This is a genomic window from Candidatus Halobonum tyrrellensis G22 (assembly GCF_000495475.1).
GTDB lineage: Archaea > Halobacteriota > Halobacteria > Halobacteriales > Haloferacaceae > Halobonum > Halobonum tyrrellense.
Genome location: NZ_ASGZ01000002.1, coordinates 230,635 through 256,301 on the forward strand (window position 1 = coordinate 230,635; position 25,667 = coordinate 256,301).

A 25,667-nucleotide genomic window follows, 5' to 3' on the forward strand; every position below is an offset into this window, starting at 1 on the left:
ACTGATAAGACCGTGTTCAAGACAGATGGTCCTCCACCCGCGAGAGGACGACGCTGACGCTCTCGATTCTCGCGCCAGTCTCGTCACGGGTCTCGATTTAGGTGAGCGGGTGGTTCGGATACGTGGTGAGGAAACGCACGACTCGGTCGGCGTTCGTCTCCTCGTTCCGTTCGAACCGTTCGGTGTGGACCACTCGACCGTCTCGATATCGATCGGTGGGTGTCGTGGGTGTTGTGGAAATATCAGTGCATCTACTTGTATAATATCAATTCAGTATATGAAATATACTGTTGTCGGATAGGGCACGTCCGAGTGTCGACGACGCAGTTCCGTTGTCGCTCCCTCTCGACCCTGCGACGGTGTCGAATCTGATACTGTGGCGGGAAGTAGTAAGTACGTCACCGGTACGGTAGTGGCTATGGCGCTTCGAACTTGGTCCCTGCCTCCCTTCCGAGTCGACCAACCGCTGCTCGTCGAGTTCGGGTTCGTCACCGTCCTGCTTACCGGGGTGTTCCTCTGGCGGCGGTTCGTCGTCGTCGCACGGACCGCTCTCCTCGGACCCCTCCCGACGACGGAGAGCCTCCTACTCACGGGCCTCGTCTCGGGCGGACTCCTCGTCGGCGGTGTCGTCGGCCTCGCCGCCGCGTACGTGCGCATCCGCGACCTCGACGTCGGGCTACGGCGTCCGACGCGAGCCGACCTCCCGTTCGTCGTACTCGCGGCTCTCGCCCCGCCCACCCTCGTCGGTTCGACGAAACTCGTGGGGACGGTGACGGGTGTGCCGTACAACTCGCTGACGATGACCTCCTACGCGGCCGACGCGCCGCTGGCGCCGGTCGCGACGCTCGCGGGGCTGGGCCTACTCGTCGGCGTACCGACGCTCGTAGCCGTCTGTCAGGTGTTCGTCCAAGCGAGCGTCACGCGGGCCGTCGAGGACGACGGTGCGATCGTTTTGACCACACTCCTGGCCGGCTTCCTCGTCGGGAGTTCGACCGGCGGGCTCTCCGTCGCGCCGGAACTCGGACGACTCGTCGGCGCAGCCGTGGGCGTCGTCGCGCTCGGGGTCGGCGTCTACGGACGGAAGCAGGTTGCTCACGTCGGACTCCGGTACCTGACCTACGTACCCGCGGTGACCGTCGCCGGCGCCATCGTCCTCGCGAGCGTCGCCGAAGTCGATTCGGTCGCCGGCGGGCTGTTCGCGGCCACGCATCTCGCGGTCTTGGGAGTCGCCGCCTACACGTACAGCCGGACGGACTCGCTGGTCGTCCCGGCGCTCGCGTACGGCTGTCTGTCGGTGAGTAACGCGGTGGTCGTCTACGCGTTCGAAGCGGGACTACAGAGCTGGTAGGTGACCGTTCTTCACCCGATTCGGCGGGAGGCAACCGTCACGGCTGGCGCCCGTCGTGGCTTCCCGCCGGGGGAGACTGAGAGGTTGCGGTGGTCAACAACGGTACCCAGTAGGTTCCCAACCTTCGCTAATCAACCTCATTTTTGAACTATCCTGCCCGTGTACGCAGGTAGCGGGCACGAATACTTATCCATCTACTTCTTGATAGTGTTCGTATGGGCGACAGTAACGGTGGGGAGGGCTCGGGGGAGCGTTCTGCCCTCTCGATTACCGACTGCGAGATCGCAGAAGAGGTGTTGGCCGACGAGACCGTCTTCGAATCCCTCTCCCATCCTCATCGTCGATACATCTGTTACGCGCTCGCCAAGAATCCGGAGTGGTCGCTGGTCGATCTCGCGACCGAACTCACCGCGTTAGAAAACGACGTCGCTCCCGAAACCGTCACCGACCCCGAGAAAGAACAGATGTACATCGAGTTGTACCACTCTCACGTGCCGAAGTTAGTCGACTTGGGCGTCGTCGCCTTCGACGAGGTGAGCGAACGAGTGTCGGCCGGCGCGAACGCGGACCGAGTGCTGGCTGCGCTCAAGGGGGTCAGCGCGGAGCGATCACAGCCCAGCGAGCAACGCGAGCAGCGATGACCGAGGAAGCCGCCGGTACGCCGAACGCCACCCGATCGGGGAGCGTCCAACGGCAGTACGACCCGGACGGGAGCGACGGCCTGACGGCCGTCGTCGTCTCCGCGATCGCGGAGGCGGAAGGGGTTCGCCCGATGGACGTCCACTCACCCCCGTTGTACGAGCGTTTCGACGTAACATCACTCGGGGAGGCGTTCTTCGAACCGACCGCGGACGACACGGCCCCGGGGAACACGAACACCGTCGAGTTCGCGTACAACGAGTACTTCGTCCAGATCAGAAGCGACGGGACGATTCAGGTGTTCCAGCCGAGCGACCCCTCCGCGGACTGAGTCCGCGCTCCGGTCCGGTCGGCTCCGTCGAACTCGACGAGTTCGTCGAGAACATCCGATACGTGGTAGTCTTCCGCCTCCGAGACGGAGCAACAGGGTGTATCGGGTGGCGTGTACCGTCGAGACGCGGGTGAGCCGTCGGAGGATACCGATCAGATCATCGCGAGCGGCACCATCACCGCGACGCCGACGCTCACCCCGGCGGCGAGTTCGGGGTAGCCGTTCCACCGCAGGTCCACTCCGGATTCGAGCGCCTCTGGGATGAACTCCGTCAACACGAGGAACACCATCGCGCCGGCGGCGAAGCCGAATCCGAACGGGAGCCACTCGCGGGCGACCCGCACGAAGTAGAACGCGATCACCGCGCCGATCGGCTGGGGCAGACTCGAAAAGACCGCCAGTCCGACCATCCGCCACTCGCTCACGTCGAGCGACCGTAGCGGGATCGAGATCGCCAGCCCCTCGGGGATGTTGTGGATCGAGATGGCGAGCGTCATGAACACCGCGAGGACCGGCACCGCGAACCCGAGTATCGAGACGCCGCCCGCGCCTTCGAGACCGAGTTCGGCGAACGAGACGCCGACTGCGACCCCCTCGGGGAAGCTGTGGACCGTCAGGATCCCCAAGATGAGGACCATCTTCTTGAGGTTCCCCTCCGCGAGCGCCTGCGGGTCGACGTGGTGGTCGTGGTCCTCCTCGTGAGCGTGGGGGTGCCCGCCGTCGGTAGCGGGTTCGGTGTCGGCGTGGTCACTCACGTTGACGTACGAGAGCACCTCGTCGGCGACGACGACGAGGACGACACCCGCGAGGAGTCCGAGCAGCAACTTGACGGTGAGCCCGCCCGCCTCGGCCATCCCCTCGTCGATCAGCCCGAACCCGGACGCCGCGACCATGATGCCCGACGCGAGTCCCCACAACGCGACGTTCCAGCGGTCGCTCACGTCGTCGACGAGGAAGAACGGCAGCGCACCGATCCCCGTCGCGAGCGCCGTGATCAACCCGGCGACGAACACGAACGCGAGGGATTCCAACAGCGCCATTCCTACTTCGGGGTACGCGTTCGCCGCCCAAAAGTCCTTTCACTATTCCGATAGTTCTTCGGCTAGCCTAAAGAGTAGTGGGGAAGTTCACAAGTACAGGCCGGCAGTTCGAGTGATATTTTTTGGCCATCCTAGTCCGGCGGCGCGGGGACGGGTAGCTCCCGAACTCCGGGGAGACGTCCGACCCCGGAAGGATCCGGCAGGTCCAGCCCGGTACGGACGAGCGAGCGGTTCGGTCGACGGAGGGGCGAACGCCGTCGACGGGTAGAGATACCCTTCCAGTTTTTGCGCGACGACTCCAGTTTGGGAGTGTGAAAGCGGTTTTCCACCACTCGAACGACGACCCGGAACTCCACGACCGCGTGGTCGGCAACGTCGCCAACCTCCTCGACGACGAGACGCTCGACATCGATGCGGTCGCGCTCGTCGCCAACAGCGGCGGTCTCGAACTCCTCCGCGAGGTGTCCCCACATCGCGAGCGGGTTCGAGGACTCCAAGAGCGCGGCGTCGCGTTCAAGCAGTGTCGAAACACGATCGCCGGGACCGACACCGCCGAGGCGGACCTGATCGACGGCGTGGAACTCGTCCCCTCCGGCGTCGGGGAACTCACTCGCCTCCAGAACGAGGGGTACGCCTACATCACTCCGTAGCGTAACGGCCACCCCTGGTTAGAGGAACAACGCCGGGATCGTGTTCCGGAAGATGTTGAGCGTGATCACGAACAGCAGGCCGACCACGAACCAGTTGAACTTCTCCTCGTCGATCTCCAACCGTCGGAGATACGTCCCGGCGAGGAGACCGACGACGGTCACGACGGCGACGACGCAGCCGAGCCACAGCCGGTAGGTCGTCATGAGGTCCGTAAAGAGGACCATCTGGACGAGCCGAACGGTGAAGATCGTTCCGAGCACCATCGAGAGACCGCCGATGTAGCGGTCGACGTCCCGTTCGAACGTGTGGAAGTACGCGGGGAGGAGCGGACCGAGATTCGAGACGGCGAGGAGGAACCCCTCGAGGAAGCCGGCGACACTGAGCGCGACCGGGTGGTGAGCCTCGCGGATCGTCACGAAGTTCTGTACGACCTGGAAGACCACGTACGCGAGGATGACGACCCCGATGAGGAACGGGACGATCGGGCCGGTACTGAACTCCGCGAGGAAGAACACGCCGACGACGGATCCTACGACTGCGAGCGCCATCAGCACCCACTCCTCGCGGACGAACGCGACTCCGGTGTTCGTCTCCCCGACTTGGAACATGTTGATCATCCACGGCGGCACGGCGAGGACGACCACCGCGAGCGTCGGGTCGATCACCGACGCGAAGATGGGTGTCGTGATCAGCGCGTACCCGAACCCGATCATCCCCTTGACCGCACCGGCGACGACGGCCACGACGACGAACAGTGCGAGCAGGCCGACAGAGACGTTCGATTGGACCCCCTTGCCGACGTTCTCCACGCCGGGGAACAGGAGGATCGAACCAGCGACGACGGCGAGGGTTGCGACCGCCATCATCACCTCCCGGTACTGGAAGTCGATCAGGTTCGTCAAGAACCGCCTCGCGTCGAGTTGTGGTTCGTCGGTGCTCATAGCGGTATCGAACGTAACGCCGACCGTCCGCCGGTCGGTACGGGAGGTAACGGGTCGCGACCTTTCCATCCGCGGTAGTCAGTAAGGGATGCGGCAGTGTCGGGCACCGAGCTGACACCGTACCCCCAACGTACGGCTGGAAGACCGCTCGATACCGGGGAGCGACGAAATACGAGCGACGTAGCTGGGGGCAACTGTTGCCCGTAGACCTCTCCCACCCCCGGGGACATTCACGGTACTTATCGTCACTGCTCGGCACGGTTCGTGCGTGCTCGAACGGCTCCTCGGCGACGAGGTGGAATCGTCCGGCAAGTACCTCGCGGAGGTGATCTACGGCGCCAACGACGGGATCGTGACCACGTTCGCGGTCGTCTCGGGTGTCGCCGGTGCGGCTCTCGACCCGGCTATCGTCCTCGTGTTGGGCGCCGCGAACCTGTTCGCCGACGGGTTCTCGATGGGGATGAGCAACTACCTCAGCCGCCGTTCGGAGCTCGACTACCAGGATTCGGTCCACGGGGCGGAGGCGGCCGAACGCACGATGGCCGACGGGAAGTCCCCGAAACGGACCGCGTTCGTCACCTTCCTCGCGTTCGTCGTCGCCGGCTGGGCGCCACTACTCCCGTATATCGTCGGGCTCGCCCCGGCGTTCCCGTTGTCGGTCGCGTTCACCGGCGTCACGTTCTTCGTCGTCGGGGCGAGTCGGAGCCTCGTGACCACGCGCGCGTGGTACGTCAACGGTATCGAGATGTTCGTCGTCGGGATGGCCGCCGCGGTCGTCGCGTACACCGTCGGGACCCTCCTCGGCGGGGTGGCGTAGTCGCGGTGATCCCCGCTCGGGCGTCACCAGCGTCAGTCCCTCCCGAAGAGTCGGATCCCACTGGAGTCCGTCTGATCCCGCGTCTTCCGGAGGTCCTCGGTTCGAAGCTCCCCCTTCGCGTGCCACGTCCGGGGGCGGAAGGCGACGACGGTCGCCCCCACGTAGAACACGGCGACGAGCGCGACGACGACCCGGCCGGGGAGCATCCCGATACTCGCAGCGTCGATCCACGGCTCGGGCGTGAACGCGGTGATCCGGACGATCCACGCCCCGAGGAGGACGACGAACAGCGGGAGGTACACCCGGCGGAGACGGTGAGCGACCGCCTCCTCGGCGGTGATCTTGATCGTCGGCGTTCGGTAGTCGGCGCCGAGGCGTTCGCGCCACTCCTCGTCGACGAGACCCCCGTCGGGGTCGAGTCCGTACGCCCAGACGTTCTGCTGGAGCGTGCGGACGCGCGTCCGCCAGATCTCGTAGCCGCGGTAGCGCCGCGCTTCGATGGTGAGAAACACCGTCAGCGTCGCGACGCCGACCAGGAGGATGTAGTGGGGATGGCCGGGGTTCGAGAACGACCACGTCAGGATCGCGGCCATCACGATCACCGCCCAGTTGGCGGTCTGGTCGAGCCGTTCGCGCCACAGTTTCATCCGGTGGATCTCCCCGCGGTAGAGGTGCGCCATCGCGGAACTCGGTCCCATCTCCTCGTCGAGCAGTCCCTCGCCGACGTGCGGCGCCGTCGCGTCGGCAGGACCGGGCGCCTCCTCGGCGGAGTCGTCGTCGGGTGGTGGTGTCATGTAGAGTCAGTCACGTGGGCGTTATTCGTCGCTCGCTTCGGGGAGTGCGTCGAGGACGCGTTCGAACCGCTCGCGTACGTCCGTCGCGATCGAGTCGAGGTCGGCGTCGCCGACGACGCCGAGGAGCGTCTCGGGGTCGACCGCGCTCACGCCCACCTCGCCGTCGTCGGTTTCGTAGACCACGACGTTACAGGGCAGGAGCGCACCCAGCCGGAGTTCGGTTTCGAGCGCGTCGTACGCGAGTTCGGGGTTGCACGCCCCGAGGATGCGGTACCGGCGGAACTCCTCGTCGAGTTTCTTCGCGAACGTCTCGCGGACGTCGACGTCACAGAGGACGCCGAACCCCTCATCCGAGAGCGCGTCCGTCGTCCGGTCGACGACCGCGTCGAACTCTCCGTCGACTCGCTTGTCCATAGTATAGGACATACTATACAATTCTGTTGCGGCGACTTAGCCGTTGCGCCGGCGCCGCGACGGTGACCGGAGAGCCGTGAACGCCGAGGGCGGCACGTACCGCTCGGGGCGTGCCGGGAGACACTCGGTCGTTCGGCTCTTCCCATCACACGGATCAGCCCCGACGAGTCGCTCGGGTCGTTCTCCACCGTCGGCTACCCCGTAAGCGGCGGTCAGATCCGTACACCCCTGTTCAGAACCGACGTTCTCGCTTCCCGCCCGAACGGGCCGGCCGACAGCCAGTGGGGTTCGACGCGGAGTCGGCTTCAGGGATTATATATGGCGCCCAGGTTACACGGACGTAGGTACAACACAGTGGTGTCACTGCTAACCGTCGCTGGTGTCGTCGTCGCGGTGTTCGTCGGCTTCAACATCGGTGGATCGTCGACGGGCGTGGCGTTCGGTCCGGCGGTCGGGTCGCGCCTCGTTCGAAAGGCAACTGCGGGGGCCCTGTTCGTCTGTTTCGGCTTCCTCGGTGCGTGGACCGTCGGTCGGAACGTCATCGCGACGATGAGCAGTAGTATCGTACCGGCGACACAGTTCACGCCTGCGACGAGCGTCGCCGTTCTGTTCTTCACCGGCGCGTCGCTCCTGATCTCGAACCTCTACGGCGTCCCGGCCTCGACGTCGATGACGGCCGTCGGCGCCATCGTCGGACTGGGACTCGCGTCGGGAACGCTCAACCAGGCGTTGATGTTCACCATCGTCTCGGCGTGGATCGTCGCGCCGCTGCTGTGTTTGGCCATCGGAGCGGTGGTCGGACGCTACGTCTACCCGTATCTCGACCGCTACGTCGCGTTCACGAAGTTCGACCTCCACTTCATCCAACTCGACCAGTCGGGGGTGATCCCGCGTCCGTACCTGAATCGGAACGCGTCACTGCAGGACGTCGCCGGGTCGCTCTCCGTGGTGATCATCGCCTGCTACATGGCCTTTTCGGCGGGGGCGTCGAACGCGGCGAACGCCGTCGCCCCCCTCGTCGGCGAAGGGGGGCCGCTCACCGTCGACCTGGGCGTCCTCCTCGCGGTGTTCGCCTTCGCTCTGGGCAGTTTCACCATCGCTCGTCGTACGCTGGAGACGGTCGGGGACGACATCACCGAACTGCCGATTCTGGCGTCACTGATCGTCTCCATCGTCGGCGGCACGGTCATCACGATTCTCTCCTACCTCGGCATCCCCGCGAGTCTCGCGGTGAGTACGACGTCGACGATCATCGGACTCGGATGGGGCCGAGCGAGTCGGGCGGCGACGCTGGCGGAGTTGGCGACACCCGCCCCCGAAGGGCCGGACGTCGACGTCTCGACGGGAGCGTTGGTGACCTCGCGCGTCGAGGAGGCTCCCGCTAGCCCGACTATCGGCGATATCGCCCGACAGGAGGACCCGGTAGAGAAACCGTCGGAGGTCCCGGACGTTCCCGGTGTCGGCACGGAGGGGCCCGCGGACCTCGACGAGCGGAGCCTCTTCGATCCGGTGGCCGCCAAGCGTATCGTTACGATGTGGGTGTTGACGCCCTCGCTGGCGGTCGCTGCCTCCTATCCGGTGTTCGAACTCCTGCTGTGATGCTGGAAGCGCCGCTCGGACGACAGCGGCGTCTCACACGCCCCGAGTAACCAGCCGCGAGCGACGTGACGCGCGGACGCGCGGAACGAGGTACCCGTCGAACGGCGACGCGACCCGCGACGATCCCGGAGGGCTGTTACTCTGCGTGGGTCGAACGGACGGCCCGTCGTCCGGACCGGGCGCGAACGCTTATGAAGCAGGCTGACTACCTCCGAGTTCATGACCGACATCGGTGCGAGTCAGGGCGGAACGGGAGCCGGTGCCCGTGGCACCGACGCCCGCACACAGCCTCCCCGCCAAACGCCCGCCGCGCCAGTCCCCCCCGTCGAATGGTAACCGTCGTGTTCTGGGTGTTGGTCGCCCTCGCGACGGTCACCGCGCTGTTCACCGCGTGGGCGCTGGGGGCGAACAGCAACTCGCCGCCGTTCGCCCCGGCTATCGGCGCGAACGCCATCTCGACGATGCGGGCCGCGTTCCTCATCGGCATCCTCGCCGCGTTAGGGGCGCTCGCACAGGGTGGGAGCATCTCAGAGACGGTCGGAGCGGGGCTGATAAACGGCGTCGCGATAACGTCGTTGGCGGCGATTTCGGGGCTGTTGACCGCGACGGTGTTCATGGGGGTCGGCGTCTACACCGGCTACCCGGTTCCCGCCGCCTTCGCGACGACGGGCGCGATGGTCGGCGTCGGGTTGTCCCTCGGGGGCGCACCCGCGTTCGACACGTATCGACGCATCGCGACGTTCTGGCTGCTCGTCCCGCCGGTGTCGGGCGGGCTGGCGTACCTCACTGCCACCCTGTTGCGCCGCGACGACGTCCCCGAGACGGTCGGCGTACCGGTGTTGGCGGCCGTCGTCGGCGGCATCGTCGCGAACGTCGAACTCTCGGTCGTCCCGACCCCGCCGGGGACCGAACAGACCTCGATCGCGGCCTTCCTCGCGCGGACCGCCGGCGCCCCCGCGGTCGCCGGCGTCGAATCCGGAGTCGTCGTGGTGACCGCCCTGTTCGCGGCCGCGGGGTTCGCGTTCATTCGCCGCCGGACCCAGGAGTCGGTCGACCGCGGCATCAGGACGTTCCTCGTCGCACTCGGGAGCGTCGTCGCCTTCTCCAGCGGCGGGAGCCAGGTGGGACTCGCGACCGGGCCGTTGGAGAACCTCTACCGGGTCGAACTCGGACTCCCGGGGCTGGTCCTACTGGCGGTCGGCGCGACCGGTATCCTCGGGGGCGCGTGGATGGGCGCCCCGCGTCTGCTCCAGGCGACATCCCGGGAGTACGCGCAACTGGGCGTCCGCCGGTCCATCGCCGCACTCGTCCCGGGGTTCATCATCGCTCAGGCCGCCATCGCACTCGGTATCCCCATCTCGTTCAACAACATCATCATCTCCGGCGTCATCGGCGGCGGTCTCGCCGGTGGCTCGGCGGGCGTCTCCCGGCGAAAGATCGGCGTGACGCTCGCGTTCTGGGTCATCACGCTCGTCACCTCGATCGTCGTCGGGTTCGGACTCTACCGACTGCTCTCGACGGTACTCGGGATCCGGTGAGGTCGACCCGCGGGCTCCGCGTTCACGGCTACCGGACGACGGTCACGGTTGCGGGCGCCTCGCTCACGACGGCTGTTGCGACCGTACCGAGCAGCCGACGGGCGAGTTCGCTTCGGTCGCCGCCGTGCCCCCCCATGACGACGTGGTCGACCCCGTGTTTCTCGACGTAGTCGATGATCGTCTCGGCGGGGTCGCCCGTTTCGACCACCGGTTCGACGCGCCGGTCGGGGTCCGACACGCGGCGCTTGGCGGTCTCGATCATCGACTCGGTCCGCTCTCTGGCGTCCTCGAGTCGCGTCTCGTCGGGTTCGAGGATGCCGCCCTCGCTCATCGAGTCCCCGAGCGGCGTCACCACGTTCAGTACCGACACCCGGCAGTCGTACGTGTCGAGCGCGTGGACCAGCGCCTCGCTGGCGAGCGGTGACCCGTCGAGCGGGACGACGACGTGCGTCGGGGCTGTGCTCATGGTAGGCTCTCAGGGGCGGCGCACAAGTAGATGCCGAGGAAGCGCGCTGCGCGCTCTCGCTGTCGGGCGGACGCGCGACGGAGAGACGCGAGCGCGGCTCGGGGGTGAGTCACGGCGTCGGGAAGAATCGAAACGAGCCGGTCGTCGCCGTCGGGCGACGTCGGTCTCAGTTCAGTTGCGGACGACGTTCGTCGCGCGGGGGCCCTTGGGGGCCTGTTCGATGTCGAAGTCGATCTCACTGCCTTCCGTCAGATCCTCGCCGCCAACGTCTTCCATGTGGAAGAACACGTCGTCGTCCGAATCCTCGGTGGAGATGAAACCGTAGCCGCCCGTGTCGTTGAAGAAGTCAACCGTACCGTGTGCCATTACAAACGAACGTAGTCGCCGTCGCGGCATAACCCTTCCGAGAGTCGCGGTATCACGACACCTTCCCGGAGCGCGGGCGAGGGTGGCGAAACCCACCCTCCCCGTAGCTGGAACGGGTCAGCGCGTGTCCCGACTGAACACGATACCTCCGTTTAGACACGCTCGCGTCGATTCCGCGAAGCGTTGCTCTTGCCGCCCGGTTCGACCGGTTCGACCGAACCTAGATTCACAGCCGATCGCGGGACCGCAAGGCGGTTTCGACGGAGTCGATACTCCCTCCGTGTTCGGGAGCGGTCGGACGAACGTTGATACGTGTGCTACTCCTCTAGCGCGTATGACCGAACTCCCCGACGAACGTCAACTCGTTGTCCAGGCGCAGTCCCGGCTGGAGGAGTGGACGAACGGCGCCCGTACCCGAGCGTACGTCGAACTGTTCGAGGGCGAGGACCCGCTCCTCGCTCCCGAGGAGATGCGCCGACTGGATTCGCTCGACTCGGCGATGGAACGGGGAGGGGGCGACGGTGTCTGGGGCACGGACCAGTACGGAATCCACACGACTGGGGGCGGATCGATCGGTGTCGTCTGTGTGTACCACCCACAGATCACCGCCGACTCCGTGCTCCGGGGGGACGACGGCATCGACGACGAAACCGAGGAGCGACTCAACGCGGCCCTCTGGCGGTACAGCGAGCGTGTCGCGACGCTCATCGCGGACCAACTCGACGAGTTCGTCGACCGGACGGAACGCTAACCCGGGCGGACCGTCACCTGCCGGGCCACCAGCCGTAGAGTCGCTGCTGCTCGTCCGGCGCGGGGCGCTTCTTCGACTGCCGGTAGATCTTCCCCTCGAGGAGTTGGCGTTCGACCGCGTTCGCGAGGAGACGAAGCGCGTGCGTAGCGCCGTACCCCTCGCCATCGGCCGTGACGTAGCCCCGGTCCGTGGCGAGTCGGATCCGGGCTAGTACGAGCGGTACCCCTCGGCTGCGTTCGTCGTGTTCGTGGAGTTCGACACTCGCCGTGAGCACGCTCACGTCGCCGTCCTCCGCGGACGCTCTCGGCTCGGTCGACGGTCGGGACGTGCTGGACTCGCGTTCCAACCTCGGCCGACGGTCGATTGGACGGCGACGCGAGCTGTCGGCGGCCGACGACACCGCGATACTCGCCGTCGGTACCGACGACGGCATCGAGTCGCTGGTCTTCGAACGCACCCTCGACAGTGGGGTCCCGACATCGAACTCCGTGAACTCGGTCGACAGAATCGCTGGAGTATCCACGTGTGATCCCCGAACGAACGCTCGCCGAACGGTAGGGCTGTCTACTATCCGGTATCGGGACCCGCTCGGCTCCGCTCTCCGCGAGAAACTCGACCCCGTCGCCGGGCGGACAGGCAACGCCTGTCCTTCCCCAGTGCGCTATCGATCGGATACACCGGTCGAACGACCCATCGACGAAAATAGGGTTCGAGAGCAGTCGCCGTTCAGGTGGACACGTGACTGCGCGTCCAACCCGGGTCGTGGCCGGTGTGGTCGATGAGATCGGAGCGACACGCCGGGCAGTAGTCCGGAGTGACGGACTCGCTTCGAGGAACGTACACCGCGCCGCCGCACCTCACGCATGCATCCGCGACGATGGTCACACAGTCCGCACAGACGTTGAACTCGTCGACCGTGAGTTCGCGCAGGGGTTCGAGTTGTTTATCCAGGAGATACTCGTCGATGACCGTCTGGCAGTTGTGACACGGTTGCATAGCGATGCGTAGAGTACCTCGTGACCACATCGTAAATAGTTGGCCCCGAAGGGGGGCGAATCGCCGAGCGCCGAACCCGCCCGCGCCACGGACCGCTCGCACCTGGTACAGCTAGAGTCGTGGGAGCGTGACTCTCGGAAGTATTATCTGCCACCGGGGAGTATGCTCATTTGCAATGGCAAACGGTAAGGTTGACTTCTTCAACGACACGGGCGGCTACGGTTTCATTTCGACTGACAGCGACGAGGTAGACGACGACGAGGACGTGTTTTTCCACATGGAAGACGTCGGCGGCGAGGACCTCGAAGAGGGTCAGGAAGTCGAGTTCGACATCGAATCATCCCCGAAGGGACCCCGCGCGACGAACCTCGTCCGCAAGTAACCACGTCTTCTGCTCGTCGCTCGAAGTGACGGGCGGAGATCAAATTTTCTGAGGCGCGTACACACCGTCGCTAGCGCTCGCTATCCGCTCTCCCCATCCGGGACAGGGACAACGAGTCGCGCGGCAACGAGAGAGACGAGACGCGCGGTACGCTCAGGTGCCCGCTACGGCCGGAGTACACCGAGCTACGCCTGTTGGTGCGGCGACCGCTTGGCCGAACTCCTGTTCGGTCAGAACGACCGCCTGCCGGTGCTGTTGAATGATCTAGACGGACACGCGTGGTACTAGGAGCTGTACGACCCGTTTGAGGACTCGGGCAGCGCGGCGGCCCACTACCGGGAGGACGACCTCCTTCCCGTCTGCTTGCACAACCTCGCTGACGTCCACCGCACGTGGGAAATCGGCGAACTTGTCCGCCGTTTCGTCTCCTCAAAGGACGTCACCGAGAAGAAACTCTGGAACTGTCAGCTTCTCCCATCCGTCTTCGTCGTACATCATGCCCTCTCGAAGGGTAAATATTGATACGTGAGGCTGTCTCAGAATCCAAACAAATGGATTCCGCGATTGTCGATGGCGCCGTCTCCGATCTGCGGGCTGTGGTTGAGGATTTTCTGGATGAGCTAGCCGACCGCAATCTCTCGGCAGACCGACTCGGGGAAATCATCGAGGCTGACGCCGAGTTCGAAGGCGCCGACCTTCGCCAGTTTCCCGAAAGATTCGTAGAGGATCACCTGATCTGGCCGGTACTCGACGTCCTCGGATACGCAGTTACGCCGCGACCGGACTCGCCGGGCCAGAGCCGAGAGGAGTACCCCGACTTCCGCGTGGACAACCTCCCGGCTATGGTCATCGGCGAGAACAAGTCGGTCAATGACATCGAGACTTCCAAGACAGAACTACTCGACTACCTTGACAACACCCGCTACGAGTACGGCATCGCGACCGATGGATTTCAATGGGGAGTTTACGAGATTGCCGAGACAGATGGGCGAAGTCTCGCGCTCGAACCGATTGTCGAACCCCAAAGCTTGAAGCAGGTCGTGCAGTACGTCGCCCGGGAGGGGCGGATGGTTCCTTACGCCGACCTCAACGGGCTCCCTGAACTGGACGGTCTGCTTGCCACCTTCTTTCAGAATCTCGGCCATCACCACGTACGGCGGGCCACCGGTGGCCTGTCGGACTTCCACGACCTGTACGCCGAGACGATCATCGGCGAAGGAGACTACAACCATAACGGCATCGACACACCACTTGCCGAAGCCGTTGATGCGCCGGCCGGCACGGGTGAAGCCGAGAAGACCGCGTTCGCGGCACTGCTTCTCGATCGACTGACCTTCGTCCGACTGATGCGCGACCGTGGAGTGCTGAAGGTCAAGTTACATGAGGAGTGGAGTCATCACAACAAGGGTCTGAATCGGTTCCAAGGTTCGTTCTACGACACCCATCTCAAGCCCCTCTTCTACGATGTGCTGTCGGAACCGAAGGGAGAACGCGAAGAGGACAAGTTCGGGAATCCCCCTCATTTCGCCGGCGGCCTGTTCGAACCGGTGCTTCACGACGAGGGTGCGTATGATGTCAGTGACGACGTAATGCAGGACGTTCTTACAGTGTTCATCGAAGGTGAATCGCGGACGGTGATCAACGAGGGGGCTCGTGGTTCTCTGCTGGAGTCCTACCGCGCGACCGAGGAGCCCGATCTGGCCGGGCGGATGGCCGAGTGGTACGCCGACCTGACGCGGGTGTACGAGACGGAGTTGGCGTACGTTGAAGAGAACATCAGCCCGACGCTTCGCCGACATTCAATCGGGGCTATAGACGACTAAATCGGATTGATTTTTCCGGTATTCACTTCCCTGCTGTCAGACCTATCACTCGGCGTCTGATTTGTAGAAATCCAAACTGCGACGATCTGGCCCCGTAGCTCCAACGTTCGATATAGCTGTATGAAGTTTATCAGATCCATGTCTCGCTTGCAACCGCCGAATTCACCGTCGAGACGCGGTCTATCGTCACACCGCTACTGAGAAGAGGCCACTTCTGCTTAGTGTCGTAAGCACACGTGGATATCGGCGGGTCGACGCCCGCGGGTCCGCGCGTCGGCTCCGCCGACCGACGACCGGGGTTCGCGGGCCGGGTCCGCGCGTCCAACCGCTCGACTTCGGTGGCCCGCCGTACGCCGAGGCCGACTTCGTGATCGCGCGCGTGGAGTGACGGTCGGAAGCGGTCGCGGGTCGATCACGTTCTCCCCGCCGCCCCGTCGATGTCGGAACCGGCAAGCGAGCGGTCGAGATCCGGTTCGCTCTCGTTCGCTATCCCGACCGCCCGATCGGTGGCCGACCGGATCGGAGGCGACTCGTCGAGGCAGCCGAGCGAGAGCCGGTGAGCGGTGACTTCGTATCTGACGGACGACGGCACCGTGGCCGTGATAACTGTTCTCGGTACCTCAGGTTACTACGCTTCCTGTGGTACCTACCCTTAGTGAGGTAACTAACCCAACTCGGAACATTCGGTTTCCAGCAGTCGCGAAGCGACGGTACCGACGAGAGAGACGGAACTCGGTAGAGCAGCGGTGAACGCCTACTGAACCCGGTTTTCGAGGTCGTCGAGCGACCCGTCGCTCACCGCCGGCCAGTTCGCGGCGAGGATATCGGCGACGCGCTCGTAGTAGTGGGGGGTGTGCCCCGACGTGTGGGGGGTGAGAAACACGTTGTCGAGGTCCCACAGTTCGTGGTCCGGCGGGAGCGGTTCGGGGTCCGTCACGTCGAGCGCCGCGCCGCCGAGCGCGTTCGACTGGAGCGCGTCGACTAAGGCGTCGGTGTCGACTATCGGCCCGCGGCCGACGTTGACCAGGACGGCGTGCGGTTCGAGCGTCGCGAGTTCCGCCGCGCCGACCAGCCCCTCCGTCTCGTCGGTGAGCGGGCAGGCGACGACGACGTAGTCGCTCCGCGCGAACGCGTCGTGGACCGCCGCTTCGTCGAACCCGACGACTTCGTCCGTCGGGCCGCCCTTCTCGGGGGTGTAGCGCGCGCCGATGGTGTCGACGCCGAACCCGTCGAGCCGCTCCACCACCGCCTCGCCGATGGCACCCAGACCGACGACGGTGACGGTGGAGCCGTACAGTTCGCTCGCCTGCCCGCGCCGCCACTCGTGGCGGTCCTGTTGGCGGCGGAACCGGCCGAACTCGCGGGCGAACGCGAGCATCGACCCGACGACGTGCTCGGCGATGTTGGGGCCGTGGACGCCCGACGCGTTCGTCACCGCCACGTCGTTCGCCGCCAGCGTCTCCAGGGGGAGCGACTCGTACCCCGCCGACGCGCACGCGAACAGCCGCAGGTTGTCGGCTCGTTCGACCAGTTCGGCGTCGACGTTGTGGCCGGTGATGACGGTGGCCGTCTCGGCCGCCGCCCGTTCGGCGGCGGGCGTTCCCGGCCGGACGACCGTCGCGTCCGCCGGTAGCCGTTCGCGGAGCGCCTCGGCGTACCGCTCGGTCGAGATGCCGTGGCCGCCCTTCCGGAGCACCAGCACGTCGTCGCCGCTCACCGTCGCCCACCTCGTCTCGGGTCGAGTGACATGCGCGGCGGTAGCGCGCCGACCGGCTATGGCGTGTTGGTAGGAGCAATCGACGGGCCGAGATGACCGGGACTTACACCCCCCCGCTCGTACGGGCGACGTGTGGCACCGACGATCACTCGCATCGAGAGCACGGAGTTCAGCTACTCGCTCGACGACCTGAGCACGGACGACAGCGGGTTCAACCTGGTGTACGAACCGGGCGAGACGACCGAACGCAAACTCTTCGGGATCAAGATCCACACCGACGAGGGGATCACCGGGGAGTACGTGGGGGGGAACTCCCCCGCCGCGGCCCAGATCAACATGTTCGCCGACTACCTGATCGGCGAGAACCCCCTCGAACGGGAGCGCCACTGGTCGGAGATCAAGCGCGCGCTCCGGAAGTACGACCGCATGGGAATGGGTCCGATCGACATCGCGCTGTGGGACTTCGCCGGCAAGTACTACGACGCGGCGATCCACGAACTGCTCGGCACGTACCGCCACCGCATTCCCGCGTACGCGTCGACGTACCACGGCGACGACAACGGCGGGCTCGACTCGCCCGAGGCGTTCGCCGACTTCGCCGAGCACTGTCTCGACTTGGGCTACTCGGGGTTCAAGATCCACGGCTGGGGCGGCGGCGACGACGCCCGCGACCTGAGCCGCGAACTCGACACGGTTCACGCCGTCGGCGAACGCGTCGGCGACGAGATGGACCTGATGCACGACCCCGCCTGCGAGTTGGAGACGTTCGCGGACGCGCTCACCCTCGGGCGCGCGCTCGACGAGGAGGGGTTCTTCTGGTACGAGGACCCCTACCGCGACGGCGGCATCTCCCAGCACGGCCACGGCAAACTCGCGGAGATGCTCGACACGCCGATCCTCCAGACCGAACACGTCCGCGGGCTGGAACCGCACACGGACTTCATGGCCAACGGGTCGACCGAGTTCCTCCGCGCGGACCCCGAGTACGACGCCGGTATCACGGGCGCGGTCAAACTCGCGCGCGTCGCCGAGGGGTTCGGGATGGACGTGGAGTTCCACGCGCCCGGCCCGGCCCAGCGGCAGTGTCTCGCCGCGATCCGGAACGCCAACTACTACGAGATGGCGCTGGTCCACCCCGACGCCGACAACACGACGCCCCCCATCTACGCGGGCGACTACGCCGACCAACTCGACGCCGTCGACGACGACGGCACCGTCCCCGTCCCGGACGGGCCGGGGCTCGGCGTCGACTACGACTGGGAGTTCATCGAGGAGAACGCCACGGGTAGCGTCCACGTCTACGAGTAGTTCGCTCGACTCCCGCCCCTCCCGCCGGCACCGGTCGCGTGTTTTCGAGCCAAAGATCGTCCGTCGGCAGGACGAGCACGAACTCGCCCGGCGGCCGCTGTCGGCGCAGCGACGCTTCGAGACGCCCGAATTCGACCGTCTCGGCGTTCGTTTCGGGTGACCGCCCGCCGTCCGACCGCACCTCTTCTCAGGCACCGGTGTTACCTTAGGTTACCCAGGCGCCTTAGGTAACTCAGGTACCTATGCTTAGTGAGGTCTCTGCGGTGCCTCAGCCGATGACGGCGAACGGGGTGCGGCGCACGCCGAACGTCTGACGCACAGTTAATGTGACGCGGTCCGACCCGCCGCGTATGGACGGGGACCGACCCGACGGACCGACCCGCCCCGACCGGTCGATTCGGTCGGACCGGGAGGCGACGGCTCGAGCGAGCGACACCGAGACGCCGGCCGGCGGCCGCGCCGCCGAAGCCACCGAAGCCGCCGTCGGCGCGGGGGGGACCGACCGATGAGCGGGTCGAACCCGTTCGACGACCTCGCGGAGGAGGTCGCGGGTGGCGACCGGAACGACCCCGCCGAGGCGGGGTCGACGACCGACGCGGCCGGGGCGGACGACGGACGCTCCGCGGGCGGGACCGCGAGCCGAGACGGGGGGAGCGACCCCGGAGGGAGCGACGGCGCCGACGCCGCCCCGGGGGCGGACACGGTCGCCGGACCGACCCTGGAGAACAGTTCGCCGCCGTTCCCCTACTCCGAGACCGAACAGAAGCAGATGTACGTCCGCGGCGGTCTGTGGGACGAGTTCGAGGACCTCGGGTTCGACGCCGAACTCGAACTCCGCCGGACGTTCGACGTGCGAAACGTCGAGCAACGGGAGATCGACACCGCGCTCGTCCGGTTGGCGCTCGAACGGTTCTCCCCCGACGAGATCGCCGCGATGGTCGTCCGAACCCGCGGGTTCGACCCGTCTGACGGCGAGTGACGCTCGGCGGGGATACCGACGCTATCAACCGTATATCGCGATATCGACTTCGACCCCCGGGAGCGTAGCGGGACGGGGACGGACGGTCACAACGGCGTCACCCGTCGTCTCGGGACCAGCGGTGGCCGTCGGCTTCGACGAGACCGAGGAGGTCCCGGCGTCGGTCGGCGAGTTCGGCGACCCGTCGGTCGAATGCCTCGTCGGAGACCGTCGGCACCCCCGCCTCGCGGAGGCGGTCGAGGTCGGGAGCGGGCGGCGGGTCGTCCGCCGGCGCGAACGTCGCGTCCACCATCTCCAGGTAGGTGTCGACCGTCGAGCGCGCGCTCTCTACCACCGCAGTCTCCGAGCGTCTCCGCTCCGGGACCCCCCGCTGGAGGGTCGTAAGCGCCTCGTCGAGGGTGGCGACGCCGACGACGGCCGCGTACCGCCGGTCGGCCGTGTAGAAGTAGTGGAGCACGGGGTAGGCCATGTGGTTCACCGTGAGTTCGTTCAACTGCGTCGAGACCGAGTTCAACGGGAGGTCGAACCCGTCGAACCGCTCGCCGGTCCACCCGGCGACGACCACCGCCCCGCCCGTCTCGCCGAGTCCGCTCACGGTGCTGGCGAACGCCCGCTTCTGCGTGACCGCGTCGAGGACCGAGAGGACGTACGTGACGATCAGGGTGACGAACAGCATCCCGCTGCCGGACGTGAACACGGTGACGATCCGCCAGACGGCTCCCCCGGGCGCGTACCCGCCGTTGCCGAGCGTGAACAGCGAGTACCCCGTGAAGTAGAACCGCTCGCTCCACGAGACCGGTCCCGCGGCGTTCGTCTCGACTATCGACCCCTCGACGCCCGCGAACACGAGCGTCCACCCGAGCCACAGCGACGCGATCCACGTCACCAGGCTCACGAGCAGAACGAGCGGACCGGCGAGCGTGAGGAGCCGCGACCCGCGTCCGCCGACCCGCCGGAGCCGGTTCCACGTTCCCGCCATCAGCCGGGTCGTCACCGGCCCCGCCCGTCCCTCGACCCAGACCGTCGTCCAGAGGAGGTCCGTGACCGTCCCGACGAGGACGACCGCGCCGACGACCGTGTACAGCAACGTCATGCGCTACTCCGCGGCGTCCGTGTCACCGGCCGGCCGAGCGGGCGATCCGCGGCGGCGACGCCCCGGCTGTCGACCCGAGGGCTCGCCCGTCCCGGTCCGCTCCGGGCGCACCTCTGCCGGTCGTCGCTGCTCCTCCCGACGGGGAGACGACACCGAGACCGCCTCGTCGCCGTCATCGGCGCCAGTAGCATGTCAGTCGTCCCGACGGTCGGGGCGCTCCCTTTACTCCGCGTCGATCCGAAGCGGGTTCGAGCCACCCGGGCGACCCGTGCGGTCGACCGTCGAGAGCGAACGCGAGCGCGTTCGGTACGGCGACGACTCGCAGACGAGGGCTTTTTACGTTGTCTGCTACCACTCGCCCGTATGGATCGTCGAACTTACCTGCGGTCGGTCGGTGGAAGCGCGGTCGCACTCACACTCGCGGGCTGTAGCGGCGACGGCGGCGAGGCGAGTCCGCCCGCCGAGGAGACGACCGACGACTCGGCCGGCGGCGAGACCGGAACCGGAACCGAAACGGGAACGGAGAGCGGCGGTGACGGCGAGGTCACGACCGTCACTCCTGGTACGGCGCCGGGGTTCCCCCCGTTCGAGATGATGGAGAGCGGCGAACTGGTCGGCTTCGACGTCGACCTGCTGTCGGCGGTGGTCGCGGAAGCCGACGGCTACGAACTCGGCGAGTGGCAGACGTTCGACTTCGACTCGCTGATCCCCGCGCTCACGAGCGACAACATCGACGTCATCGCGGCCGCGCTCACGATCAACGACGACCGCGACCAGACGATCGACTTCAGCGACCCCTACTACAACGCGGACCAGGCGGTGTTGGTGCGCACCGACGGCGACTTCGCCCCGAGCGACCTCGAGGCGCTCTCGGGTCACCCGGTCGGCGCGCAGTCGGGGACGACCGGCGAGACCGTCGCCCAGGAGAACGTCGAGGGGACGAACTACAACTCCTACGACAGCTACGTGTTCGCGGTTCAGGACCTGGAGAACGGCAACATCGACGCCGTGGTCCTCGACGTACCGGTCGCGCGGACGTTCGCCCAGCAGCGACCCGTCGAGGTCGCGTTCGTGGTCGAGACGGGCGAGCGCTACGGGTTCGGGATTCGCGAGGGAGCGAGCGAACTCCAGACCGGGCTGAACCAGGGGCTCCAGGCCGTCCGCGACTCCGGCCAGTACGAGGAGGTCCGCAACGAGTGGTTCGGCGGGTCGGCCGAGTCCACCGGAACGGCCGACTCGGCGACCGCCAACTCGACGACGACCGGGACGAGCGAGTAGACGGATGCCGTGTCCAGTTCCGGTCCCGGGCGGGCTGTCGGCCGACTGGCGGTACGTGTTCGAGAACGCGTGCTACCTCGGCGACGGGCTGGCGGTGACGCTGGCGCTGACCGCCGCCAGTCTCGTCGTCGGCTTCGCCGCTGGACTGCCGGCGGGCGTCGCGGAGGTGTACGGCCGGCAGTCCGACAGCGCGCCCGTCAGGTGGGTCGGCCGCGCGGTCCGGAACGCGGGCGTCGTCCTCCGCGGCACGCCCATCGTGGTGATCATCATGCTCGCGTACTTCTCGTTCGGCATCTCGCCCGCGTTCCTCGCGGCCACCGCCGCGTTGGGGTTCCGGAGCGCGGCCTACCAGACGCAGATCTTCCGCGGCGCCATCGAGAGCGTCGGCGCCGGACAGATGGAGGCCGCCCGGTCGGTCGGAATGTCGAAGTACCAGTCGATCCGTCACGTCGTGCTCCCGCAGGCGCTCCGACGGAGCGTCCCGGGGTTCCAAAACGAGGTGACGATCGTGTTGAAAGACACTTCGATCGCGTTCGCGATCGGTCTCGCGGAACTGCTGACCAAGAGCTACGACCTGTTCCAGAGCGTCGGCCACACCACCGCCATCTTCGAACTCATCCTGGTCGTGAGCGCGGCGTACTTCGTGCTCACGTTCGCCGCCAACCGGTCGCTCGAAGCGCTCAACGAGGCCGTCTCGGTACCGGGGGGTGAGCGCGGATGAGTTCGGAGTCGCCGTCCGATCCGCCCCTGCTGCGGGTCGAAGACCTCTACAAGCGCTACGGCGACGAGGAGGTGTTGAACGGCGTCTCGTTCGACATGGACGCCCAGGACGTTCAGGTGCTCGTCGGTCCCTCGGGGTCGGGCAAGTCGACGCTGCTGCGCTGTGTCAACCGCCTCACCGAGTTCGAGGGCGGCCGCATCGCCCTCGACGGCACCCCGACCGACGAGATGGACGAGAACGACCTGCGCCGACAGGTCGGGATGGTGTTTCAGGACTTCAACCTGTTCGCCCACCTGACCGCGAAGCGAAACGTCATGCTCGGTCTCCGGCGCGTCCGCGGTCACTCGAAGGAGGAGGCGGAGGCGCGCGCGCTCGAGGAACTCGAACAGGTCGGACTCGGAGACCAAGCCGACTCGTACCCCGCCGAGCTGTCGGGCGGACAGCAACAGCGCGTCGGCATCGCGCGCGCGCTCGCGATGGACCCGAAGCTGATGCTGTTCGACGAACCCACGTCCGCGCTCGACCCGGAACTCATCGGCGAGGTGCTCGGCGTGATGCGCGACCTGGCGGACCAGGGGATGACGATGCTGTGTGTCACCCACGAGATGGGGTTCGCCCGGCAGGTGGCGACCGACATCATGTTCCTCGAAGGGGGCCACCTGGTCGAACACGGCCCGCCCGAGCAGTTGTTCGAGAACCCACGACACGAGCGGACCGCACAGTTCCTCGACCGCCTCACCAGCCTCCACGGCGGCGACCATGGCTGAGCGGGCGGCCGGGACGGACGCCGACTCGGCCTCCGGCTCGCGGGCGCGGTTCGGCGACCGGGACGTCGGGACGCTCGCGACGTACCTCGCCGGCGCCCTCTTCTGGGGGTGGATCTTCCTCCGCTGGCTCAACGACTGGTCGGGCGGCGTGTTCGTCCCCGCCCGGCAGGCGTTCGTGCCGCCGTCGCTGTTCCGCGGCGTCGCCGCGGGCGTCCCCGTCGTCGGCGGGGCGTTCGAGGCGCTCGCGTTCGCGTTCGAGTACGCCCCCGCGCTCGTGAACGCGCTGTGGCTCACGGTGGTGTTGACCGTCGTCAGCATCGCGCTCGGGTTCGTTATCGCCGTCCCGCTGGCGGCGTCGCGCGTCTACGGCCGGGTGTCGGCGTGGGTGTCGGTGGCGTACATCGAACTCCTCCGCGGCACGCCGCTTTTAGCCCAACTGTTCGTGCTCTACTACGGGTTCCCCTGGCTCACCCGCTTCTTCCGGGGTCTCCCGGGCGTCGGGCAGGGGGTCCTCCCGGGGCAGGCGGTGTTCGTCGCGGTCATCGGGTTCACCCTCAACAGCGCCGCTTACCAGGCGGAGTACATCCGCGGGGCCATCGAGAGCGTCGCGCCCGGCCAACTCGTCGCCGCGCGGTCGGTCGGTCTCTCGCGGGTCGAGGGGGTACGGTTCGTCGTGCTCCCGCAGGCGCTCCGGTACGCCATCCCGGGGTGGACGAACGAACTCGTCTACCTCGTCAAGTACTCCTCGCTGGCGGCGTTCATCACCGTCCCCGAACTGTTCCGGGCGGCCCAGAACATCGCCTCGTCCAACTACCGGTACACGTCGATGTTCGTCCTCGCCGCCGTGCTGTACCTCGGCGTCGTGGTCACGGCCACGAACCTGATGGAGTACGTCGGCCGCCGCGTCGCCGTCCCCGGTATCAGCGGCGGTGAGGGTCGCTGACCGCCGCTCCGTCTCGCGTCCCTCTCCGGTCGGCGCGACCCGGCCGGGCGACTGGATCGACCGGCCCCAACGCCCCGAACGCCCGCCGCTTTCGGCGCGGGCGTCGACGGACCCGCCGCCCGGCCCGCGCGGGTGAGCGTGATTTTTACTCCTTGTCTATCCGAATGGAAGTATAGAAAGAACGCTTATACAACGGTATCCGACCCCTCGGTCGGGGTTCGGGCCGAGTCGAACGCGACACGTCGACGGGGGCTACGGCCGACCGTGATCCGCGGCCGTACACTCGCCACCGCTCGGACGACTGTATATTTTTGGGATCATTCAACGAATTATTCACAGTTCGAAACGAGCCGTCGGTCGGTTACCCCGAACACACTCGCTCGACCGGGTGTCGGATCGGTAGAACGTCTTCACTCTTATCGATACTATATCAAAAATTCTCCCCGGGAGATACCCCGGCGAGCACCGACTCGGTATGCCGTCGCGGACCCACTCCATCCCGTCGGCGCGTCGGCGGGGTCGCGTGCCCCTCGCCGGGAGCCGAAGCGTTTTGTGACGAACGGGGGATCGACTGTCGTGGCACGGAGTGACACTGCGGCCGCACCAGTGGAGACGCGGCGGCGCCTGCACGCCCACCCCGAGGTGGGGTGGTGCGAGTTCCGAACGACCGCACTCGTGGCCGACCGACTCCGCGAACTCGGCTACGACGTGGCGGTCGGTCCCGACGCCGTCGACACCGAGACGGAAACGACCCCGCCGGACGAGGAGGTGGTGGCGGAACACGCCGACCGGGCGGTCGAGGCGGGTGTCGACCCGGCCTTCGTCGAGCGCCTCCGCGAGGGGGGGACGGGCGTCGTCGCCAGCCTGAGCCGGGGCGACGGCCCCGTGGCGGGTCTCCGCGTCGACATGGACGCGCTCCCGGTCCGGGAGTCGGACGACGACGACCACCGGCCCGCCCGCGAGGGGTTCACTTCGGAGGCGCCGGGCGTGATGCACGCGTGCGGCCACGACGGTCACACCGCCATCGGTCTCGGGGTCGCCGAACGCGTCGCCGCCGCCGACTTCGACGGGACGGTCAAACTGTTCTTCCAGCCGGCGGAGGAGGGCGGCGGCGGCGGGCGCGCGATGACGGCCTCGGGCCACCTCGACGACGTCGACCTGTTCGTCGCGCTCCACCTCGGGCTCGGCGTCCCGATGGGGACGGTGGTGACGAGCCTGGAGTTCCTCGCGGTCAGCGGCCACGACGTGACGTTCACCGGGCGGGCGGCCCACTCCGCGGCCGCCCCCGAGGAGGGGCGGAACGCGCTGTTGGCGGCCGCGACGGCGACGCAGAACCTCTACGCGGTTTCGCGACACGCCGAGGGGGCGACCCGCATCAACGTCGGGACGCTCGACGCCGGGACCGCGGGGAACGTCATCCCCGAGTCGGCGGAGATGAGCGTCGTGACCCGCGGCGAGACCGACGACCTCTGTGCGTACATGGAGACGCGGCTGCGGGAGGTCGTCGAGGGCGCCGCCACCACCCACGGCGTCGAGGGGGAGGTGACGACCCGCGGGCGGACCGTCTCGGCGGACCACGACCCCGCGACCGCCGAACGGGTCGCGGCGGCCGTCGAGGCCGCGAACGTCGACGGCGTCGACGCGGTGGAGACGCACCGGGCGGTGTCGGGGAGCGAGGACGCCTGCTACCTGATGCAACGGGTCCGCGACCACGGCGGCGAGGCCACCTACGTCGGCATCGGCACCGACCTCGCCGACGCCCACCACACCGCGCGCTTCGACGTCGACGAGGCGTCGCTGGCGGTCGGCATCGAGTCGATGACCGCGGTGCTCACCGCGGCGGCGTCGGACGGAGGCGACTGACCCGACGGCGCGGGCCGGAGCGGTCCCCACCGGGGAGTCGCCCCCGGTCGGAGGATTCAACGGTCGGGGGTTCGAGCCTGTCGGGTGGTCGACGCGGCGTGC

The 25,667-nt window shown here is 67.0% G+C and carries 27 protein-coding genes and 1 pseudogene; 18 read left to right on the forward strand and 10 right to left on the reverse strand.

From position 1 onward, the window contains the following. Window positions 1–418: 418 nt before the first annotated feature. The 3 genes from K933_RS01160 (at window position 419) to K933_RS01170 (ending at window position 2,318) form a co-directional block, all read left to right on the forward strand. Window positions 419–1,348: a hypothetical protein gene (locus tag K933_RS01160; protein WP_023392836.1), complete on the forward strand. Its 930-nt coding sequence runs from the start codon at window positions 419–421 to the stop codon at window positions 1,346–1,348. A gap of 215 nt (window positions 1,349–1,563) precedes the next feature. Next, window positions 1,564–1,989 carry a DUF7344 domain-containing protein gene (locus K933_RS01165; protein WP_023392837.1) on the forward strand — a complete coding sequence of 142 codons (426 nt, stop codon included), beginning with the start codon at window positions 1,564–1,566 and terminating at the stop codon, window positions 1,987–1,989. Then, a complete protein-coding gene (locus tag K933_RS01170) occupies window positions 1,986–2,318 on the forward strand; it encodes a HalOD1 output domain-containing protein (RefSeq protein ID WP_023392838.1) in 333 nt (110 codons plus the stop codon). Before K933_RS01165 ends, K933_RS01170 begins: the two co-directional genes overlap by 4 nt. Before the next feature lie 152 nt (window positions 2,319–2,470). Here the strand turns inward: K933_RS01170 and K933_RS01175 are convergent, their stop codons facing one another. Beyond that, entirely contained in the window at window positions 2,471–3,358 is an 888-nt protein-coding gene (locus K933_RS01175; RefSeq protein ID WP_023392839.1) for a ZIP family metal transporter, read from the reverse strand. A gap of 311 nt (window positions 3,359–3,669) precedes the next feature. Here K933_RS01175 and K933_RS01180 point away from each other — a divergent pair, with 311 nt between their 5' ends. Further along, complete coding sequence (locus tag K933_RS01180) at window positions 3,670–4,008, forward strand: DsrE family protein (RefSeq protein ID WP_023392840.1); 339 nt, start codon at window positions 3,670–3,672, stop codon at window positions 4,006–4,008. A gap of 18 nt (window positions 4,009–4,026) precedes the next feature. Here the strand turns inward: K933_RS01180 and K933_RS01185 are convergent, their stop codons facing one another. Further along, window positions 4,027–4,950: a TSUP family transporter gene (locus K933_RS01185; RefSeq protein WP_023392841.1), complete on the reverse strand. Its 924-nt coding sequence runs from the start codon at window positions 4,948–4,950 to the stop codon at window positions 4,027–4,029. A 268-nt stretch (window positions 4,951–5,218) separates the two neighbouring features. Here K933_RS01185 and K933_RS01190 point away from each other — a divergent pair, with 268 nt between their 5' ends. Continuing rightward, window positions 5,219–5,767 carry a VIT1/CCC1 transporter family protein gene (locus K933_RS01190; protein WP_023392842.1) on the forward strand — a complete coding sequence of 183 codons (549 nt, stop codon included), beginning with the start codon at window positions 5,219–5,221 and terminating at the stop codon, window positions 5,765–5,767. A gap of 32 nt (window positions 5,768–5,799) precedes the next feature. On the opposite strand, the gene K933_RS01195 is transcribed toward K933_RS01190, so the two are convergent. Continuing rightward, window positions 5,800–6,561 carry a DUF2270 domain-containing protein gene (locus K933_RS01195; protein WP_023392843.1) on the reverse strand — a complete coding sequence of 254 codons (762 nt, stop codon included), beginning with the start codon at window positions 6,559–6,561 and terminating at the stop codon, window positions 5,800–5,802. Window positions 6,562–6,582: 21 nt separating this feature from the next. Beyond that, window positions 6,583–6,987, reverse strand: coding sequence for a DUF302 domain-containing protein (locus K933_RS01200; RefSeq protein WP_049947430.1), 405 nt, complete (start codon window positions 6,985–6,987; stop codon window positions 6,583–6,585). 342 nt (window positions 6,988–7,329) lie between these two features. Here K933_RS01200 and K933_RS01205 point away from each other — a divergent pair, with 342 nt between their 5' ends. Both K933_RS01205 and K933_RS01210 read left to right on the forward strand, forming a co-directional pair. Continuing rightward, entirely contained in the window at window positions 7,330–8,574 is a 1,245-nt protein-coding gene (locus K933_RS01205; RefSeq protein ID WP_049947431.1) for an inorganic phosphate transporter, read from the forward strand. Between the two features lie 329 nt (window positions 8,575–8,903). Beyond that, window positions 8,904–10,112 (forward strand): inorganic phosphate transporter, encoded by a 1,209-nt coding sequence (locus tag K933_RS01210; RefSeq protein ID WP_023392846.1) that lies wholly within the window; start codon window positions 8,904–8,906, stop codon window positions 10,110–10,112. 28 nt (window positions 10,113–10,140) lie between these two features. Here the strand turns inward: K933_RS01210 and K933_RS01215 are convergent, their stop codons facing one another. Next, window positions 10,141–10,578, reverse strand: coding sequence for a universal stress protein (locus tag K933_RS01215; RefSeq protein WP_023392847.1), 438 nt, complete (start codon window positions 10,576–10,578; stop codon window positions 10,141–10,143). Between the two features lie 171 nt (window positions 10,579–10,749). Beyond that, window positions 10,750–10,944, reverse strand: a complete 195-nt coding sequence (locus K933_RS01220; RefSeq protein WP_023392848.1) for a cold-shock protein — start codon at window positions 10,942–10,944, stop codon at window positions 10,750–10,752. Window positions 10,945–11,278: 334 nt separating this feature from the next. Here K933_RS01220 and K933_RS01225 point away from each other — a divergent pair, with 334 nt between their 5' ends. Next, entirely contained in the window at window positions 11,279–11,695 is a 417-nt protein-coding gene (locus K933_RS01225) for a DUF7539 family protein (protein WP_023392849.1), read from the forward strand. A 13-nt stretch (window positions 11,696–11,708) separates the two neighbouring features. On the opposite strand, the pseudogene K933_RS19445 reads toward K933_RS01225, so the two are convergent. Together K933_RS19445 and K933_RS01235 are read right to left on the reverse strand one after the other, a co-directional pair. Then, window positions 11,709–11,981: pseudogene (locus K933_RS19445) on the reverse strand (CBS domain-containing protein); the annotation flags it as partial. 440 nt (window positions 11,982–12,421) lie between these two features. After that, window positions 12,422–12,691: a DUF7571 family protein gene (locus tag K933_RS01235; protein WP_023392851.1), complete on the reverse strand. Its 270-nt coding sequence runs from the start codon at window positions 12,689–12,691 to the stop codon at window positions 12,422–12,424. A gap of 175 nt (window positions 12,692–12,866) precedes the next feature. On the opposite strand from K933_RS01235, the gene K933_RS01240 reads away from it, so the two are divergent. Together K933_RS01240 and K933_RS01245 are read left to right on the forward strand one after the other, a co-directional pair. After that, window positions 12,867–13,073, forward strand: a complete 207-nt coding sequence (locus K933_RS01240; protein ID WP_023392852.1) for a cold-shock protein — start codon at window positions 12,867–12,869, stop codon at window positions 13,071–13,073. A gap of 551 nt (window positions 13,074–13,624) precedes the next feature. Continuing rightward, complete coding sequence (locus tag K933_RS01245; RefSeq protein ID WP_023392853.1) at window positions 13,625–14,896, forward strand: hypothetical protein; 1,272 nt, start codon at window positions 13,625–13,627, stop codon at window positions 14,894–14,896. Window positions 14,897–15,650: 754 nt separating this feature from the next. Here K933_RS01245 and K933_RS01255 read toward each other — a convergent pair. Next, window positions 15,651–16,613, reverse strand: coding sequence for a D-2-hydroxyacid dehydrogenase (locus K933_RS01255; RefSeq protein WP_023392854.1), 963 nt, complete (start codon window positions 16,611–16,613; stop codon window positions 15,651–15,653). 132 nt (window positions 16,614–16,745) lie between these two features. Between K933_RS01255 and K933_RS01260 the strand changes: the two genes are divergently transcribed. The 3 genes from K933_RS01260 to K933_RS01265 all read left to right on the forward strand — a co-directional run bounded on the left by K933_RS01260 (window position 16,746) and on the right by K933_RS01265 (window position 18,900). Continuing rightward, a complete protein-coding gene (locus K933_RS01260) occupies window positions 16,746–17,921 on the forward strand; it encodes an enolase C-terminal domain-like protein (protein WP_023392855.1) in 1,176 nt (391 codons plus the stop codon). Window positions 17,922–18,271: 350 nt separating this feature from the next. Continuing rightward, complete coding sequence (locus K933_RS18205; RefSeq protein ID WP_161631394.1) at window positions 18,272–18,430, forward strand: hypothetical protein; 159 nt, start codon at window positions 18,272–18,274, stop codon at window positions 18,428–18,430. Then, window positions 18,427–18,900 (forward strand): hypothetical protein, encoded by a 474-nt coding sequence (locus K933_RS01265; protein ID WP_023392856.1) that lies wholly within the window; start codon window positions 18,427–18,429, stop codon window positions 18,898–18,900. Before K933_RS18205 ends, K933_RS01265 begins: the two co-directional genes overlap by 4 nt. Before the next feature lie 97 nt (window positions 18,901–18,997). On the opposite strand, the gene K933_RS01270 is transcribed toward K933_RS01265, so the two are convergent. Beyond that, entirely contained in the window at window positions 18,998–19,993 is a 996-nt protein-coding gene (locus K933_RS01270; RefSeq protein WP_023392857.1) for a potassium channel family protein, read from the reverse strand. Between the two features lie 363 nt (window positions 19,994–20,356). Here K933_RS01270 and K933_RS01275 point away from each other — a divergent pair, with 363 nt between their 5' ends. The 5 genes from K933_RS01275 (at window position 20,357) to K933_RS01295 (ending at window position 25,565) form a co-directional block, all read left to right on the forward strand. Beyond that, window positions 20,357–21,271 (forward strand): basic amino acid ABC transporter substrate-binding protein, encoded by a 915-nt coding sequence (locus tag K933_RS01275; RefSeq protein ID WP_023392858.1) that lies wholly within the window; start codon window positions 20,357–20,359, stop codon window positions 21,269–21,271. A gap of 4 nt (window positions 21,272–21,275) precedes the next feature. Next, window positions 21,276–21,992 carry an amino acid ABC transporter permease gene (locus K933_RS01280; protein ID WP_023392859.1) on the forward strand — a complete coding sequence of 239 codons (717 nt, stop codon included), beginning with the start codon at window positions 21,276–21,278 and terminating at the stop codon, window positions 21,990–21,992. Continuing rightward, window positions 21,989–22,759 carry an amino acid ABC transporter ATP-binding protein gene (locus K933_RS01285; RefSeq protein WP_023392860.1) on the forward strand — a complete coding sequence of 257 codons (771 nt, stop codon included), beginning with the start codon at window positions 21,989–21,991 and terminating at the stop codon, window positions 22,757–22,759. Before K933_RS01280 ends, K933_RS01285 begins: the two co-directional genes overlap by 4 nt. Continuing rightward, entirely contained in the window at window positions 22,752–23,702 is a 951-nt protein-coding gene (locus K933_RS01290; RefSeq protein WP_023392861.1) for an amino acid ABC transporter permease, read from the forward strand. Before K933_RS01285 ends, K933_RS01290 begins: the two co-directional genes overlap by 8 nt. 576 nt (window positions 23,703–24,278) lie before the next feature. Beyond that, the gene (locus K933_RS01295) at window positions 24,279–25,565 is read left to right on the forward strand and encodes an amidohydrolase (RefSeq protein ID WP_049947434.1); all 1,287 of its coding nucleotides are present in this window, start codon (window positions 24,279–24,281) and stop codon (window positions 25,563–25,565) included. Window positions 25,566–25,667 lie beyond the last annotated feature (102 nt).